Annotated in this window: 15 protein-coding genes; 2 read left to right on the top strand and 13 right to left on the bottom strand. The window is 70.1% G+C overall.

Annotation, left to right across the window (positions count from 1 at the left end):
* Positions 1–2: 2 nt before the first annotated feature.
* The 12 genes from ftsW to SCMU_RS08760 form a co-directional block, all read right to left on the bottom strand.
* Positions 3–1364, bottom strand: coding sequence for a putative lipid II flippase FtsW (ftsW, locus tag SCMU_RS08815; protein ID WP_229232609.1), 1362 nt, complete (start codon positions 1362–1364; stop codon positions 3–5).
* A gap of 5 nt (positions 1365–1369) precedes the next feature.
* A complete protein-coding gene (gene murD, locus SCMU_RS08810) occupies positions 1370–2917 on the bottom strand; it encodes a UDP-N-acetylmuramoyl-L-alanine--D-glutamate ligase (RefSeq protein ID WP_338027600.1) in 1548 nt (515 codons plus the stop codon).
* Complete coding sequence (mraY, locus tag SCMU_RS08805; protein WP_229232608.1) at positions 2914–4023, bottom strand: phospho-N-acetylmuramoyl-pentapeptide-transferase; 1110 nt, start codon at positions 4021–4023, stop codon at positions 2914–2916. The genes murD and mraY overlap by 4 nt, the downstream gene beginning before the upstream one ends.
* 1 nt (position 4024) lies before the next feature.
* A complete protein-coding gene (locus SCMU_RS08800; RefSeq protein ID WP_229232607.1) occupies positions 4025–5524 on the bottom strand; it encodes a UDP-N-acetylmuramoyl-tripeptide--D-alanyl-D-alanine ligase in 1500 nt (499 codons plus the stop codon).
* On the bottom strand, positions 5521–7158 hold the full coding sequence (locus SCMU_RS08795; protein WP_443020291.1) for a UDP-N-acetylmuramoyl-L-alanyl-D-glutamate--2,6-diaminopimelate ligase: 1638 nt from the start codon (positions 7156–7158) through the stop codon (positions 5521–5523). The genes SCMU_RS08800 and SCMU_RS08795 overlap by 4 nt, the downstream gene beginning before the upstream one ends.
* Before the next feature lie 183 nt (positions 7159–7341).
* Entirely contained in the window at positions 7342–9195 is a 1854-nt protein-coding gene (locus tag SCMU_RS08790; RefSeq protein WP_229232605.1) for a peptidoglycan D,D-transpeptidase FtsI family protein, read from the bottom strand.
* 148 nt (positions 9196–9343) lie between these two features.
* The gene (gene ftsL / locus SCMU_RS08785) at positions 9344–9997 is read right to left on the bottom strand and encodes a cell division protein FtsL (protein WP_229232604.1); all 654 of its coding nucleotides are present in this window, start codon (positions 9995–9997) and stop codon (positions 9344–9346) included.
* Positions 9994–10998 carry a 16S rRNA (cytosine(1402)-N(4))-methyltransferase RsmH gene (gene rsmH, locus SCMU_RS08780; RefSeq protein WP_229232603.1) on the bottom strand — a complete coding sequence of 335 codons (1005 nt, stop codon included), beginning with the start codon at positions 10996–10998 and terminating at the stop codon, positions 9994–9996. The genes ftsL and rsmH overlap by 4 nt, the downstream gene beginning before the upstream one ends.
* A gap of 147 nt (positions 10999–11145) precedes the next feature.
* Positions 11146–11577, bottom strand: coding sequence for a division/cell wall cluster transcriptional repressor MraZ (gene mraZ, locus SCMU_RS08775; protein WP_229232983.1), 432 nt, complete (start codon positions 11575–11577; stop codon positions 11146–11148).
* Positions 11578–12092: 515 nt separating this feature from the next.
* Complete coding sequence (locus SCMU_RS08770; RefSeq protein ID WP_229232602.1) at positions 12093–12449, bottom strand: DUF3040 domain-containing protein; 357 nt, start codon at positions 12447–12449, stop codon at positions 12093–12095.
* Positions 12450–12642: 193 nt separating this feature from the next.
* Complete coding sequence (dinB, locus tag SCMU_RS08765; RefSeq protein WP_229232601.1) at positions 12643–13890, bottom strand: DNA polymerase IV; 1248 nt, start codon at positions 13888–13890, stop codon at positions 12643–12645.
* Positions 13891–13944: 54 nt separating this feature from the next.
* Positions 13945–14235 (bottom strand): hypothetical protein, encoded by a 291-nt coding sequence (locus tag SCMU_RS08760; protein ID WP_229232600.1) that lies wholly within the window; start codon positions 14233–14235, stop codon positions 13945–13947.
* Between SCMU_RS08760 and SCMU_RS08755 the strand changes: the two genes are divergently transcribed.
* Positions 14234–14578, top strand: coding sequence for a hypothetical protein (locus SCMU_RS08755; RefSeq protein WP_229232599.1), 345 nt, complete (start codon positions 14234–14236; stop codon positions 14576–14578). The genes SCMU_RS08760 and SCMU_RS08755 overlap by 2 nt on opposite strands.
* Positions 14579–14586: 8 nt before the next feature.
* Positions 14587–15693, top strand: a complete 1107-nt coding sequence (locus SCMU_RS08750; protein ID WP_229232598.1) for a polyprenyl synthetase family protein — start codon at positions 14587–14589, stop codon at positions 15691–15693.
* 81 nt (positions 15694–15774) lie between these two features.
* Here the strand turns inward: SCMU_RS08750 and SCMU_RS08745 are convergent, their stop codons facing one another.
* Positions 15775–16128 (bottom strand): Rv2175c family DNA-binding protein, encoded by a 354-nt coding sequence (locus SCMU_RS08745; RefSeq protein WP_229232597.1) that lies wholly within the window; start codon positions 16126–16128, stop codon positions 15775–15777.
* Positions 16129–16266: the final 138 nt, after the last annotated feature.

The following is a 16266-nucleotide window of genomic DNA, read 5'->3' as shown; positions in this document are numbered from 1 at the left end:
GTCTAGGTGGTGGCCTTCCGCTTGGCGTTGGTCGTGGCTGGTGCGTCCCGGGCGGGCCGCGTGGGGTCCGGCACAGGCTTCGCTGCCCGCGCCCGAGGACGTGGCGCCGGGGCCTTTCGCCCCCGGAGCGGAGGCTTGGCGCCGCCCTTGCCACCCTTGGACCGCACCCTCCTTGTGGGGCGCATGTCCTCGCGGGCCAGAGACAAGAGTACGCCGATCGCGCACAGGCAGCTGACGAGCGCCGACCCGCCGGAGGAGATGAACGGCAGCGGAACGCCGATCACGGGGGCGATGCCCGTGACCATGGCCATGTTGATGGCGGCCTGGCCGAGGATCCAGGCCATAATCGTGCCGCCGAGTACCCGTGGGAAGAGTTCCTCCTGCCGGGAGACGACCCGGAACACGGCCACGGCGAGCACCGCGAACAGCGCGAGGACCAGGAGCGTGCCGAACAGGCCCAGCTCCTCGCCCAGCACCGCGAAGATGAAGTCGTTCTGCGCCTCGGGGAGCCAACTGTACTTCTGCCGGCTCTGGCCGAGGCCGACCCCGAACCAGCCGCCCGAGGCGAGACCGAAGAGACCGTTCTGGACCTGGTACGAGAAGTCGGCGCCGTCCGCCTTGCAGACGTCCGGCTCCATGCCGACCCAGGCATAGATACGGCACATGCGATTGGGGCTCGCGACGGCGAACCCGATGGCCGCGATGGCCAGGAGCACGCCGGACGTGACGAACAGCTTGGTCGGCACGCCGGCGTAGAAGAGTGCAGCGATCATCACGAGGAGGATCACGAGGGTGGTGCCGAGGTCGTGGCCCCAGATCACCAATCCCGCGACGGCCAGGCCCATCGGCACCGCGGGGATCAGGGCATGCACCCAGTTGTCGAGGAGCCTGCCCTTCATGTTCAGGATCGTAGCCAGCCACAGCGCGAGCAGCAGCTTCGCGACCTCCGAGGGCTGGAAGCTGAAGCCTGCCACATCGATCCAGTTGCGGTTGCCGAGCACCCGGCGTCCCACGATCTGGACGAGCACCAGGAGGACGAGTGTCACGGTGATGCCGGGCCACGCGAGGCGCTTGAGCCAGCGGACGTTGATCCGCGAGAGCGCGAGCATGCCCACGAGCCCGACGAGGCCGAACAGCGCCTGCTTGAGGGCCGCGGTGTAGGGGCTCTCCCCCGCCGCGATGCTCTCGACGCTCGACGCCGAGAGGACCATCATGATGCCGATTGCGGTCAGCGCGAGGGTCGTGCCGAGGATCAGGTAGTAGCTCGTGCCGCTGCTGGCCGAATCGGTGCGCGTGATCCTGCGCCAGAAGGCCGCCAGCGGTCGGAGAGGCCCCCCGGGTCTCCGCTGCGCCGTGGTGGCCATAGTCTCTACTCCTCGGTCGTCTCCCGTGCTTCTAGCGCCCGTACGGCGTTGATGAACGCGGTCCCCCGGTGGGCATAGGAGTCGAACTGGTCCATCGACGCCGCCGCCGGTGCCATGAGCACCGTGTCGCCGGGCTCCGCGTGGGCCCCTGCGAGCTCAACTGCCCGCGCCATAATCGCGCTTCCCGAGTCCGGCCGGTCCCCACCAGTCTGGCCCGGATCCACGGGGAAGACAGGGACATTCGGCGCGTGTCGCGCGAGCGCGCCCGCGAGCTCGGAGCTGTCCCGCCCAAGGAGCACGACGGCGCGCAGCCGGCCCGCGTGCTCGGCTACCAGCTGGTCGTAGGCGACGCCCTTCGAGAGTCCGCCGGCGATCCACACCACGTGCTCGAAGGCGGACAGGGACGCCGACGCCGCGTGCGGGTTGGTGGCCTTGGAGTCGTTGACCCAGCGCACTCCGCCCGAGGCTGCGACGGTCTGGATGCGGTGGTCGCCCGGGAGGAAGGCCTGGAGCCCGGCCTTGACCGCGGCGGGCTCGACCCCGTAGGCGCGGACGAGGGCGGCCGCGGCGAGCGCGTTCGCCACCATGTGCCGGGGTGCCACCGGGCCGAGGTCGTCCAGGGATCCCAGCTCCGCGGCGTGGTCGCGGCGGTTGTCGATGAACGCCCTGTCCACGAGGAGCCCGTCGACGACCCCGAACATGCTCACGGCGGGTGCGCCGGTCGTGAAGCCGATCGCGCGGCAGCCCTCGACGACGTCCGCCTCCTCGACCATGCGTTCGGTCTCGATCTGCTCGGCGTTGTAGACGCAGGCCTTCTGGGTGTTGGTGTACACCTTGGCCTTGTCCGCGAGGTAGGCCTCATAGGAGCCGTGCCAGTCGACGTGGTCCTCGGCCACGTTCAGCACCACCGACGCGACAGGAGAGAGCGAGTGCGACCAGTGGAGCTGGAAGCTCGAGAGTTCGACCGCGAACACGTCGTACTCGACAGGTTCCCGGATGGCGTCGAGGATCGGCTTGCCCACATTGCCGACCGCCACGGCCTTCAGGCCGGCGGCGCGCAGCATGGACTCGGCCATCCCGACCGTGGTCGTCTTGCCGTTCGTGCCGGTGATCGTGAGCCAGTCCGCGGTCTTCTTGCCACGCCGGGTCCTCAGGCGCCACGCGAGCTCGACGTCGCCCCACACCGGAATGCCCCGGCGGGTGGCCTCCGCGAGCATCGACTGGTCGGGACGCCACCCGGGCGAGGTCACGACGAGGTCCGGGAGCGCGCCGTCGACCTTCGGAAGGCGGTGCACCGCGTCCTCGCCGAGCAGGACGTCCTCGGCACCCACGATCCGCAGCGTGTCCGCCTGCGCCCGTGCCCGCTCGGTGACGGAGGCGTCGACCACTACGACGCTCGCTCCGAGCTCGACGAGCGTGTCCGCAGCCGCGAAACCCGAGACGCCGATCCCGGCGACGACGACCCGCAGGCCCGACCAGTCCGAGTCCCAGGACGTCAGCGACTCGAGGCGCGTGCTGCCGGCCGAAGAAGCCGAAGAAGGTTGTGCGTTCACAGTCCTGCCACCCACTCTGCGTAGAAGATGGCCAGGCCAGCAGCGACGCAGAGCCCGGCGAGGATCCAGAAGCGGACCACCACGGTGACCTCGGCCCAGCCCTTGAGCTCGAAGTGGTGCTGGAGCGGCGCCATCTTGAACAGCCGCTTGCCCTTGGTGGCCTTGAAGTAGCCGACCTGCAGGATCACAGAGAGCGTGATGAGCATGAACAGGCCGCCGATGATGACGAGCAGGAGCTCGGTGCGGGACAGGATGGCGAATCCCGCGATCGCCGCGCCGATGGCGAGCGAGCCGGTGTCCCCCATGAAGATCTTCGCCGGTGACGTGTTCCACCAGAGGAAACCGACGAGGGCGGAGCTCATGATGGCCGCGAGCAGGGCGAGGTCGAGCGGGTCCCGGGTCTCGTAGCAGACGGACCCGATCACTCGCGCGGAGCCGCAGGCCTGGTTGCTCTGCCAGATGCCCATGAGGGTGTAGGCGCCGAACACCATGATCGAGGCGCCGGCGGCGAGCCCGTCGAGGCCGTCGGTGAGGTTCACCCCGTTGCTCGTTGCCGTCACGATCACGTTCGACCAGATCACGAACAGGATCGCCCCGAGGACGGTGCCGCCGAAGGCGAGGTCGAGCCACGGGATGTCCCGCAGGAAGGAGATATGGGTCGATGCCGGCGTGAGGTCGCGCCCATCGGGGAACTGGAGCGCGAGGACCGCGAAGATGATCCCCACGAGGCCCTGGCCGATCAGCTTGCCCCGCGGACTCAGGCCGAGGCTCCGCTGCTTGGTGATCTTCGTGAAGTCGTCGAGGAACCCCACGATGCCCATGCCGACCATGAGGAACAGCAGGAGCGCGGCCGAGATGCTGGGGCCGCTCGAGGCGGGATTGACCAGCCACGTGATGAGGTGCGTGATGTAGTACGCGACCACCGATGCGAGCACGAACACGGCCCCGCCCATCGTGGGCGTCCCGCGCTTGGTGTGGTGGGTCGTGGGACCGTCGTCGCGGATGAACTGCCCGTAGCCCCTGGCCACGAGCAGGCGGATGAAGAGCGGGGTCCCGACGAGCCCGAAGACGAGGGCCAGACCGCCGCCGATCAGCAGTGCGATCACGTCAGCTCCGTTCCTCGTGTGGCGTGGACCCGTCAGGTGCGGCCAATGCTATCCGATCGCCGAGGAGCCCCAGCCCGACGCCGTTCGAGGACTTCACGAGCACGAGGTCGCCGGGGGCGAGCTCATGCTCGAGCAGCTCGAACGCCTCGTCGGCTGTCTCGGCGAACGTTGTCTCGTTGCCCCAGGAGCCCTCATTCACGGCGGAGACGTAGAGCGCGCGCGCCTCGCGGCCGACCACGATCAGGCGGTCGATGTTGAGGCGGACCACGAGTGTCCCGACCGCCGTATGGGCCCGGATTGACTCGTCGCCGAGCTCGAGCATCGCCCCCAGCACGGCCCAGGTGCGCCGACCCCGACCGAGGTCGGCGAGCGTCTGCAGCGCAGCGCGCATCGACTCGGGGTTGGCGTTGTACGCGTCGTTGATGACCGTCACGCCATCCGCGCGCTCGGTGCGCTGCATGCGCCACCGGCTGCCTGGGCCCTGGGCGGAGAGGGACTCCCCGATCTGCGCTGCGGAGACGCCCGCGGCGTGGGCGGCCGCGGCCGCGGCGAGGAGGTTGGACGTGTGGTGCGCGCCGATGAGGCGGCTGGACACGTGCACCGGCGCCTCGGACCCGATGGCGAGGTCGAAGACCGGCGAGCCGCCGTCGTCGACCGTCGCGCCGTGCGCCGCGACGAGCGTGCCGCGCTCCGCGAGGGCTGCGTTGGCCTCCGGGTGGGACGTGAAGAACGCGAGGCGTGCCCGCGTGCGCGGCTCCATCGCGCGCACCCGGGGATCGTCGGCGTTGAGGACGGCGGTCCCCTCGGTCGCAAGCGCCTCGACGAGCTCGCCCTTGGCCTTGGCGATGTTCTCGACGCCGCCGAACTCGCCGGCGTGCGCGGTGCCGACGAACAGGACGACGCCGATGTCCGGCTTGACCATGTCCGCAAGGTACTGGATGTGGCCGATCCCCGTGGCGCCCATCTCGATCACGAGGTAGCGCGTGGACTCGTCGGCGCGGAAGACCGTCAGGGGCACGCCGACCTCGCCGTTGTACGAGCCCTGCGGTGCGACCGTCGAGGCCGGCGTGGCGGAGCCCTCCGGCGTCGTGCGGAAGATCCCGGCGACGAGGTCCTTCGTCGTGGTCTTCCCGGCCGAGCCGGTGATGCCCACAACCGTGAACCGCTCGCCGCGCCCGGCGCGGTCGGCGCGGATCCTGGCCACGGCGGCCTTCGCGAGTGCGCCCATGGCGAGCACGGCGTCGGGCACGACGACGCACGGGTACGTCGTGCCGCCGTCGTCCTTCACCTCGCGCTCGCACAGCGTCAGGACGGTCCCGGCGGCGACGGCGGCGCCCACGTACGCGTGCCCGTCGGCGTGCTCGCCGGGCTTGGCCACGTACAGGGAGCCGCGCACGGCCTCGCGCGAGTCGGTCACGACGCTCGTGGGGATGATGTCGGGGTCTGCGACCAGCCGGCCGCCCGTGATCTCGGCGATCTGCGCCGCTGTGAAGTCAATCATTGCTCATCGGACTCTAGTGCGTCCGCGCCCTCGGACCCGAATCCGCGCGCGCCGGGGACCACCGGGAACCCGTGCTCGGCGAGGGCGCTGCAGAGCTCGACGCGGTCGTCGAGGACGAGGTTCACGCCCCTGACCTCCTGGTAGACCTCGTGGCCGCGGCCCGCGACGAGGATCACATCGTCGGGATGGGCGAGGCCCACGGCGTGGCGGATCGCCTCGGCCCGGTCGCCCACCTCGTCGATGCGCCGTCCGAGGCCTTCCCCGGCGTCCTCGGTGCGCGCGCCAGCGATCACGGCGGCGCGGATCGTAGCCGCGTCCTCGTCGTGCGGGTCGTCGTCGGTCACGACGACGACGTCGGCGCCCCGCGCGGCGACCGCGCCCATGATGGGACGCTTGACCGCGTCCCGCTGGCCCGTCGCGCCGAAGACGACGATGACGCGCCCGGCGCCGGTGCGGGGGCGCACGGCGTCAAGCGCACGCTCGAGCGCATCGGGGTTGTGGGCGAAGTCGACGATGGCCGCAGGCGCGGTACCGACGAGCTGCATGCGCCCGGGGACCTCGACGGTGAACGGGTCCGCGTCGAGCGCCCGCTGGACCGTCTCGAGGGGAACTCCGGAGGCCACGACGAGGAGGGTGGCCAGCGCGGCGTTGGCCACGTTGAAGGCCCCTGGCAGGCCAGTGCGGACGCGCAGCGTGCCTCCGCCCCGGTGGCGCAGCTCGAAGGCCGTGCCGACGCCGGAGGGCTCCTGCGCGGCGACGGTCCAGTCGGCGTGGCCCCCTCCGGGCGCTTCGCCCTCGCCGGGCGCTGCGCCGTCCTCCCGCGCGGTCGCGAGGGTCGTGACCGGGATGGGGGCCTCGGCCGCGAGGCGCCGCCCCCACGCGTCGTCGACCGTCACGACGCCGTGGGCCGCGCGCTCGGGAGTGAACAGCCGGGCCTTGGCCGCGTAGTACTCCTCCATGGTCCCGTGCAGGTCGAGGTGGTCCTGGGTGAGGTTTGTGAATCCCGCGGCGTCGTAGCGCACCCCGTCGACGCGTCCGAACTCGATGGCGTGGGAGGAGACCTCCATGGACGCCGCCGTGACGCCGCGTTCGCGCATGAGGGCCAGGAGCGCATGGACGTCCGTGGACTCGGGGGTCGTGAGCTTGCTCGGGATGGCCTCACCGCCTGCGGAGATCTCGATGGTCCCGATGAGGCCCGTATGGTGCCCCAGGGCCCGCAGGAGCGAGTTCGCGAAGTACGTGGTGGTGGTCTTGCCATTCGTCCCGGTCACACCGAGCAGGAGCATGCCGGCGCCGGCCGCGGCCCGGTCCGTGCCATACACGAGCGCCGAGACAGCGCCCACCGCGGTGCGGGGCCGATCCAGCACGAGGGTCGGGACACGTCCGAGCGACTCGGACAGCGCGATCCGGCGCGCGCCGTCGTGATCGGTGAGGATGGCGACCGCGCCTGCGTCCACGGCCTGCTGGGCGAAGTCAGCCCCATGGCGCGACGCGCCCGGGAGCGCGAAGTAGATGTCACCGTGGGCCACAGAACGCGAGTCGAGACTTGCGCCGGTAATGGGCGCGGCATCCTCGAGGCCCGCCGACGGGAGCCCGACGGCCCCGGCAATCTCGGCGAGGGGAACGGGGTCCACCTGCGACGGCCGGAAGGCCGGCCGGCTGTCCTGCTGTGTCCTGTCCTGCTGTGCTCTGTCGTGCCGCGCACCGTCCTGGCGCGCTCTGCGCGTCGACGCGCTGCTGCCCGGGGGCAGGGGCTGCTCGCTCACGTTCACCTTCATCGATCGGGGTTTCCAACTCTATAACGCGCTGCGGGCCCGTCACTGGGCGTACTGCGGCAGCGTCGCCGGGGTCCCGGTGGACGGCGGGACCCCGTACATGTGGAGCGTCTGGGACATGACGGCCTTGAAGGTGTCCGCGTTTCCGATCCCGTAGATGTTGTTCGGCCGCTGGAGCACGACGGACACGATGAACCTCGGGTTGTCCATCGGCGCCATGCCGATGAGCGTTGACGTGACCCCCTGGTAGCCGGGCACGCCGTCCTCGCGGGGCGCCTCGGACGTTCCGGTCTTCGCCCCGACCCGGTAGCCGTCGATCGCGGCCGGTCCCACCTCGCCCTTCGTGACGTTGCTCTCGAGCATGTCCTTGACCTGCTGAGCCGTCTCCCTGCTCACAACCTGGGTGGGACCGGCCGTCTGCCACGGCGTCTCGTGGCCGCCCTGGTCGATGTACCCGTCGATGAGCCGCGGCTGGACCATGACGCCGTCGTTCGCGATCGTCTGGTAGGCGCGGACCGTCTGGAGCGTGGACTGTGTGACGCCCTGGCCGAACAGGATCGTGTACTGCTGGCGGTCGTCCCATTCCTGGGGCGTGTGGAGCGTGCCCTTGGCCTCGCCGGGCAGGCCGATGTCGATGGGCTGGCCGATACCGAACTTGGTGAACCAGTCGTAGCGCTGCTGGGGGCTCAGGGCCTTGCCCGCCATGACGGTTCCCGTGTTCATCGAGTAGCCGAGGATGCCCGCGAGCGTGCGCTGCTCGGTTCCGTGGGTGAACGCGTCGGCAAACGTCTGGCCGTCCACGGTGTAGGTGGGTGGGATCGTGTACTCGGAGAGCGGGGTCGCCTTGCCCTCCTGGATCAGCGCGGCCATGGTGACCGTCTTCTCGACCGACCCGGGCTCGTAGGCGGCAGTGACGGCCCGCACGCCGCGGTCCTTCGCCGCGGTCTTGCCCGGATCGTTCGGGTCGACCGAGTTGGTGTCGGCCAGCGCGAGGATGTTGCCGGTCTTGACATCCATGACGACGGCGATGCCCCACTCCGCGCTGTACTTCTGTGCCTGGGTCTGGACGGCCTGCTGGGTGAAGTATTGGAGGTCGGAATTGATCGTGAGCTTGACGGTCTTGCCGTTCTGGGCCGGCGTGAGCTTGTCCGTCGCGACGGGAATGCGCAGGCCGTCGGCCCCGATCTCGTACTCGCGGGAGCCGTCCTGGCCCTTGAGCTGGTCGTCCTGAGTCTGCTCGATCCCAGAGAGCGCGGTGCCGTCTGAGCCGACGAATCCGACGAAGCTGCCCCCCACCGCTCCGTTCGGGTAGACGCGCTGGGTCACGCCTTCGGAGAGGATACCGGGGAACCCGATGGCCATGACGCGGTCCTCGGTGTCCGGAGTGACGTTGCGGGCCACGTAGTTGAACGGCTTGTCTCCGGTGATGGCCGCGGTGACGTCGGCCACGGTCTTGCCGAGCGCGTCCGCGAGCTCCTTGAGCGCCTGGTCGCGGGGAATCTGCACGATCTTCTTGGTGCCGTCGCCCGCGTCGACGCTCCGGTCCAGCTCGGTGAAGTCCTTCGCCGAGGCGATGCGCTGATCCACGGTGATGTTGTAGCGGACCACGCTCGAGGCCAGCACGGTGCCCTTGGAGTCCACAATCTGGCCGCGCTCGGCGGGCAGCACAGTCTTCTGAAGGCGCTTGTTGACGGCGGCCTCGGCCAGACCTCCCACATCCAGTCCCTGGACGAAGACGAGCCGGCCGCCAATGAGCACGAGGAACGCGAGCATCACGGCCAGGCCCAGCTTGAGGCGGCGTGCGCCCCGGCCCGCACGGCGGGCGGCGCTTGGGCCGGTCGGGGCACCGACGCCTCGGGGGCTTGGGCGTTTCGTGTCCGTGCTCGTTCCTGCCACGCTCGTCCCTACGCTTCCGCTTTCGCTCCTCGTGCCTGCGGCCAGCCCCCGGCCCCTCCCCGCGCCTGTCGAGCCCGGGGGGTCCGGCGTGCGCAGCCCGTCTCCGCCCGCCGAGCGCTGGCCCAGATTACTGGCCCGGGGCCCCAGATTACTGGCCCGGGGCCTTCTGGGCGGGGGCCGGGATGGACCCGCCATGCAGGTCCGCCGCCGGTGCGCCCGCGGGCTTCTCAGCAGGCTTCGGTGCGGCGGACGCCCCAGCGGCTGCTGCCGCGGCCGCTGCCTTCGCCTCGAGTGGGTCCTTGGTCGTCGGCGTGGGAACCACCGAGATCTGGCCCGGGACGGCGGGGGCCGCGATCGTGGCGCCCTGGGGGGCACCCTTCACGGCGGCCTTGGCCTGGCCGGTCACCGCGAGCGTCTTCAGGTCGATCTGCCCGTTGGACGTCGAGGCGACCATTCCATATTGTGCCGCGCGGGCGGCCAGATTCTGGGGAGCCTCGTAGTTCTGGACGCGCTGTGTCAGATCCTGGTTCTGCTTCGAGAGCGTCAGCTGCTCGTTGCGCAGCTGGACGAGCTGGTACTGCCCAGTGGAGACGGAGATGTTGAGCACGAGCACAGCGATGAGCGCCGTGGCGAGGACACCGAGGCAGAAGATCGCGAAGGGGGCGCGGCGGCGGACGGGCAGGGAGCCGACCACCGACAGGGGTGCGCGGCGTGGCGCCGCGGGTGCCCGACGTTCCGGTGCTGCGGTCGAGAGTGCTGACGTGCCCGCTACGGCCGCCTTCCGCTGTGCTGCTGCGCTCATCTTCCGCTCCTCGTCCTGATGCGTGTCGCCGCCCGGAGGCGAGCCGAGGCGGCGCGGGGGTTCTCCGCGATCTCGGCCTCCGTGGGGACTTCCGTTCCCTTGGTGATGATCTTCAGTTCGGGCCGGTGCTCCGGCAGTTCCACGGGGAATCCGGGAGGCGCACTCGAGCGGCTCATGGCCTGGAGCGCCGTCTTGACAATCCGGTCCTCGAGGGAGTGGTAGCTCATGACGACGATGCGCCCGCCTAGCCTGAGCACGTCGATCGCCGCCGGCACGGCGCGCTCAAGTACGTCGAGCTCCTCGTTGACCTCGATGCGCAAGGCCTGGAACGTCCTCTTGGCGGGGTGGCCACCGGTCCTCGCGGCGGCAGCGGGCACGACGGCGCGGATCGCCTCCACGAGTTGGCCCGTCGTCTCGAACGGCTTCTTCGCGCGCTCCGCGACGATATTCCGCGCGATCCTGCCGGCGAACTTCTCCTCGCCCCACGCGCGGAGGATGCGGGTGAGGTCCTCGACGCTGTACGAGTTGACCACATCGGCGGCCGTCGCGCCCCGGCTCACGTCCATGCGCATATCGAGCGGAGCATCGTAAGAGTACGCGAACCCCCGTTCGCGCTCATCAAGCTGCATCGAGGAGACTCCGAGGTCCATGAGGACGCCGTCTGCACCGTCCAGTCCTAGGCGCTCGAGCACCTCGGGGATCTCGTCATAGACGGCGTGGACGAGCTTGGCGCGCTCGCCGAATGGCGCAAGCCGGTCCCCCGCGAGGGCGAGCGCCTGCTCGTCCCGGTCAATCCCCACGAGCGTCGCCTCGGGAAAGCGGCTGAGGATGGCCTCGCTGTGGCCTCCCATGCCGAGGGTCGCGTCGACCACTACCGGGCCACGACCGGCGTCGAGTGCCGCTTGGACTCCGGGGGCCAGGAGGGAGATGCAGCGCTCGAGAAGGACGGGCACATGGCGTTCGGAGGTCGGCTTCGGCTCGCTCTCGTGCTCATCTGCCATGCCCACTCCTTCCCCCCTCATGCCACGTGTCCAGTCCAGTCCGGCTGGGCCCAGATCCCCCTCCGCGCCGATCGGCCGCCTGGCTCCGGGGAAGGTGAGCCAGGATGGCCGTGCGGGGCGGCTGGAGATCTCGGCCAGCCGATGGGATCAGTCGATCCCGGGTAGTGCGTCGTCGTCGGTCTCCGAGAAGGCGGTCTCCTTCTCGGCCAGGTAGTCCTCCCATGCCTGGGCATCCCAGATCTCCGCCCGCGTTCCCACGCCGATCACGGCGAGGTCCCGCTCGAGCCCTGCGTACTTGCGCAGGATCTGTGGGATCGTCACGCGCCCCTGCTTGTCAGGCACCTCATCGGAGGCTCCAGACAGAAAGACCCTGAGGTAGTCCCGGGACTGACGCGAGGAGATAGGGGCTTCCCGCATCTGTTCGTGGACTCGCTCGAACTCCTTCTGGCTGAAGACGTAGATGCAGCGTTCCTGGCCCCGTGTCAGAACCAGCCCATCGGCCAGCTCATCGCGGTACTTCGCCGGGAGGATGAGGCGTCCCTTCTCGTCCAGACGTGGCGAATACGTACCGAGCAACATCGGCACCACCACCCGTCGTCACGAGGCCGAACGTCCCTATCCGCCACTTCCCTCCAACACGCCCCACTTTACTCCACTCTCCTCCCCGGTCAACGTCCAGCGACACGCATGTCGCACCACTTGTGCAAAGAATTCGGGCCAAGATCCGCGGATTTCTGGGCCTCGCGCACGTGGGGGCGCCGGTGGCGGAGAGTGGAGTGCCCTGGAGCGCCCACGGCGCACGACGGCGCCGCACCCCGCTTTCCTTCGTGCCGCCTCAGGCTTGGGGCCGGCCGGGGAGGGCAGTGTGGAGAGGGTGGAGGGAAAAGGCGCAGAAGGAACGGGGACGAAAGTGGAGGAACCCTGCGAGAGCCACGGACACAGCTGCGCCCCGGAACCGCGGGTTCCGGGGCGCAGCCGAGCCGTCAGGGTCTGGGGGTCATGCCCTCGAAGTACTGGGTGTCCATGCCATCATCGTGCCGTGCAGAGGGCCCCGGGCGTGACGGGGCGCGGCAGGCGCTCGATGGTGCGTGAGGTCAGCCTTGCTCGCGGCGGCGTTCGTCCCACTGTGCCTCGAGCCGGCGCAGGAAGCTGCCCGAGGACTTCTTGCCTCCGGAGCGCATGCGCCTCCCGGGGCGCCGGAGCGTTCCGTAGTAGACACTCGCCCCCATCAGCAGGAAGCCCAGAACGCCCACGAAGATGTTCTGGATGCTCACTCCGGTCAGCAGGACAAGGATGCCGACGATCACACCGAGGACACCGAGCACGATGTGCTTGGTTGAGAACGTCCTCAGGGCGTCAGCGCCCATGGAATCGGCGAACTTCGGGTCCTCTTCATGAAGCTGCTTCTCAAGCTGCTCCAGCATCTTCTGTTCGTGCTCCGAGAGAGGCATGGCGACTCCTTCACGCATGCAGTCGATGGACGGCCCCATCACCTGCACCAACGCACTGAACCTGCTGTGGGTTCCCCCAGTGTGCGAGCCGCTGCCGACCCGACCCCAGATGGACCTCCCAGCCGACTCACTGCACCCAATATCGAGGTGATTTAAGGATATGACGTCCCGGTAGGTTGCAAAAGGGACGCCGTCAGTCCCGCGGTGGGCGCGGCCCGGGCCCGCCTCCCCTTTCCTGGAGCAGCCGGGCCGGTCGGATCATTCCCGCGCCGAACCGCTCGGAAACACGATCGAGGGCTTCCTCGGCCGTCCGCCAGTTGTCCTCGGTGCGGTCGAGGCTCAGCTGGCGGGGCGCGCCCGCCCCTCGTTCGAGGCGCTCCCCCCGCAGCCCGATCAGCCGCACGGGCATCGGCCGTTCCCCCAGCGCGGCCAAGAGCTGGCGGGCCGCGGAGTACAGGTGCTGGGCGCTGTCGGTCGGCACGGCAAGCGTGCGCGATCGGGCGAGCGTCGAGAAGTCCGAGTAGCGCAGCTTGAGCGCCACGGTTCCCGCTGCCAGCCCCTGGGCCCGCATCCGGCCGGCGACTCGGTGGGCGAGCCTCAGGAGCTCGGCGTGCAGCGCGGCGTCGTCCGCCACGTCCGTCGCGAAGGTCTCCTCCGCGCCGATGCTCTTCTCCTCGCGCACGGGAGTGACCGCGCGGCCGTCGATGCCCCAGCTGAGCCGCTTGGCGTGCAGCCCCGAGGCGCCGAGCGATCGCTTGAGCGTCGAGTCGGGCGTGTGGGCGAGGTCGGCGACCGTGTGGATGCCCAGCCGGGCCAGCACTTCCTGGGTCTTTCCGCCGATTCCCCAGAGCGCGCCGACCGGGAGCGCGTGGAGGAACTCCACAGTGTCTTCCGGCCGGACCACGAGCAGGCCATCCGGCTTGGACCTCGCGGAAGCGATCTTGGCGACGAACTTCGAGGATGCGACGCCCACGGAGGCGGTGATGCCGAGATCAGCACGGATGCGTGCCTTGATCTGCGCAGCGATCTCCTCGGGCGCGGCCCCCAGTCGCCGCACGGCCCCCGAGACATCGAGGAAGGCCTCATCGACGCTGAGCGGCTCCACGAGATCGGTGAAGTCCCCGAAGATCTCCATGAGCTGTGAGGACACCGCATAGTAGAGGCGGTGCCGCGGCTCGACGACGATCGCGTCGGGGCAGCGGCGCAGCGCGATGAGCATCGGCATCGCGCTGCCGATCCCGAACGCGCGCGCCTCGTAGCTGGCCGACAGGACCACAGAGCGCTCGGCGGGAAAGCCGACGATCACGCGGCGCCCGCGCAGCTCGGGACGCTCACGCTGCTCGACCGCCACGAAGAACGCATCCATGTCCACGTGCAGGATCCCCCGGCGGCGCTGAGCCTCGAGCGGCTCGGCCCGGGGCACGTCGTCCTGCGTCTCCACCCACCCATGGTAGGCCGGGCCCGTGCCCCCCATCCCACTAGACTGTTGGGGTCCTCACCACCACACGACGGAAGGCACGCCCATCCCTATGGCACGCATGACTCGACCGGCCCGACGGCTCATGGCAGCAACGATGCTGGCGGGGGCCGCCCTCGCGATGGCGGCCTGCAGCAACCCGTCGGCCGGACCGGCCACGAGCACGGCCACCAGCGCCCCGTCATCGTCGTCCACGAGCTCCCCCTCGGTCTCCTCGACCGCCTCCGGCAGGGCCTCGGCCTCGGCATCGGCGAGCTCGACCGTGAGCGCCATCGCTGCTGGATTCCCCTCGCAGACGCTCCCCCTCATGCCCGGCTCCTCCGCCCTCGCCACGAGCTTCGACGCGTCGACCACCCCCGCGGTGGCGTCCATCGTCGCGTCCAGCAGCACATCCACTGCGGCCGCAATGCTCGACTACTACACCAAGGTCCTCACGGATCAAGGATTCGCCGCCGTGCCGGCGGCGAGCGCGAGCGCGAAGAAGCAGGACCAGAGCTCGAGCGCATCCGCGGCCATCGCGGCCGCCGGCACGCTCGTGCGCGACTTCGTCCGCTCGAACGGGACGGAGACCGCCACCATCACGGTCGTCACCGCGAACGGCCAGGCGGTGGCCACGGTCGGCGTCTCGGTGGCGCCGTCCTCCCTGAAGTAAGGACCGGTGTGAACGGACAGCAGCCTCGGGCCGTGGGATTCGAGGCCGAGCAGGACAGGTACCGCGCGGCGCTTGCCGAGGAGCTCCGCGCCTTCCTCGAGCGCCAGGGCACCGTGATGGCCGAGGTCTCGGCGGACATCGCCCCGCTCATGGGTGCCATCTCAGGCCTCGCCTCCGGCGGGAAGCGCCTGCGCGCGCTCCTGAGCTACTGGGGTTGGCGCGGCGCCGGCGGTGCTGTGCTCGACGACGTGCCCGTGCGCGCCGGTGTTGCCCTCGAGCTCTTCCAGTCGGCGGCACTGATCCACGATGACATCATCGACCGGTCGGACACGCGCCGCGGGGCGCCGAGCGTTCACGAGCGCTTCTCCGCCCTGCATGCCGAGGCCGGATGGGATCTCGATGCCGCACGTTTCGGCCATGCCGCCGCGATCCTCACGGGCGACATGTGCCTCTCCTTCAGCGAGGAGGCGTTCACAGCGGTGGGCAGCGCCGCGGCCGCGGGGACGCGGGCCCGATGCATCTTCAATACGATGCGGGCCGAGGTCATGGCGGGCCAGTACCTCGACATCCTCGAAGAGGTGGCCGGGCCGTCCCGGCCGCGCACGACGGCGGTCTCCCGCGCCAAGAACGTGATCCGCTACAAGAGCGCGAAGTACTCCACCGAGCATCCGCTCGGGATCGGCGGCGCGCTCGCGGGGGCCGACGACGGGCTGCTCGCCGCGTACTCGGCGTTCTCCCTCCCGCTCGGGGAGGCCTTCCAGCTGCGGGACGACGTGCTCGGGGTCTTCGGCGACCCGCGGACCACGGGCAAGCCGGCCGGCGACGACCTCCGGGAAGGCAAGCGCACCGTGCTCATCGCGCTCGCCCTCGAGGCGGCCGACGGCGCCGCGGCGGCAGAGCTCGAACGCGGGCTCGGGCACCCGGACCTCACGCCCGACGACGTCGACCGGCTCCGCGGGATCATCAGCACCACAGGCGCCCTGGACTCCACGGAACGGCTGATCGACGACCTCTCCTCGCGTGCCTTCGCGGCGCTCGACCGCCTTGAGGTCGAGCCCGAGGTGCGCGCGGCCCTCGAGGCCCTCGGCCTCGCGGCCGTCCGGCGGGCCGCCTGATCCGGGCCGGGCCCGGCAGGCCAACGCGCCTGCCGGGCCCGGATCGCCTACGCGGCTGACGCCCGGACTAGGCGAAGGCTCCTACCACGCGAGAATCTGGGCCCGACGGCGGATCTCGGTCTTGCGGCCCTCCCGGAGGGCATCGATCGGGCGGCCGCGCAGGGACTCGTCCGGGGTGTAGAGCCAGGCGATCAGCTCGTCGTCGCTGAATCCAGCGTCAGCGAGGACCGCGATGGTGCCCTTGAGGCTGTCCACCACGTGGTCCCCGTCCAGGAACAGGCCGGGGACAGAACGGATGCCCCTCTCCCCCACGCGCGCTGCCACGAGGGCGCGCTCATCCAGAAGGCCGTGCACCTTGGTGACCGTGCAGCCGAGTCGCTCCGCGACTTCCGGCAGGGTAAGCCAGTCCGACACAAGGTTCTCAATATCACTCACGCCTCCAGCGTGCCACGGCTCCCGCCGCTGTACCTAGTCCACAGGCCCACGCGCCGCGGCCTTGTGCCCGGACCGCACCTCGTGAGAGATTCACATTCGTCACTTGAGTAACATCAGTGACACCAACCGGTTCCAGGA

The sequence above is a fragment of the Sinomonas cyclohexanicum genome, from assembly GCF_020886775.1.
GTDB classification, from domain to species: Bacteria; Actinomycetota; Actinomycetes; order Actinomycetales; family Micrococcaceae; genus Sinomonas; species Sinomonas cyclohexanicum.
The sequence above is the reverse complement of the archived record's forward strand: the minus strand, read 5'-3'. Positions and strand labels throughout refer to the sequence as shown.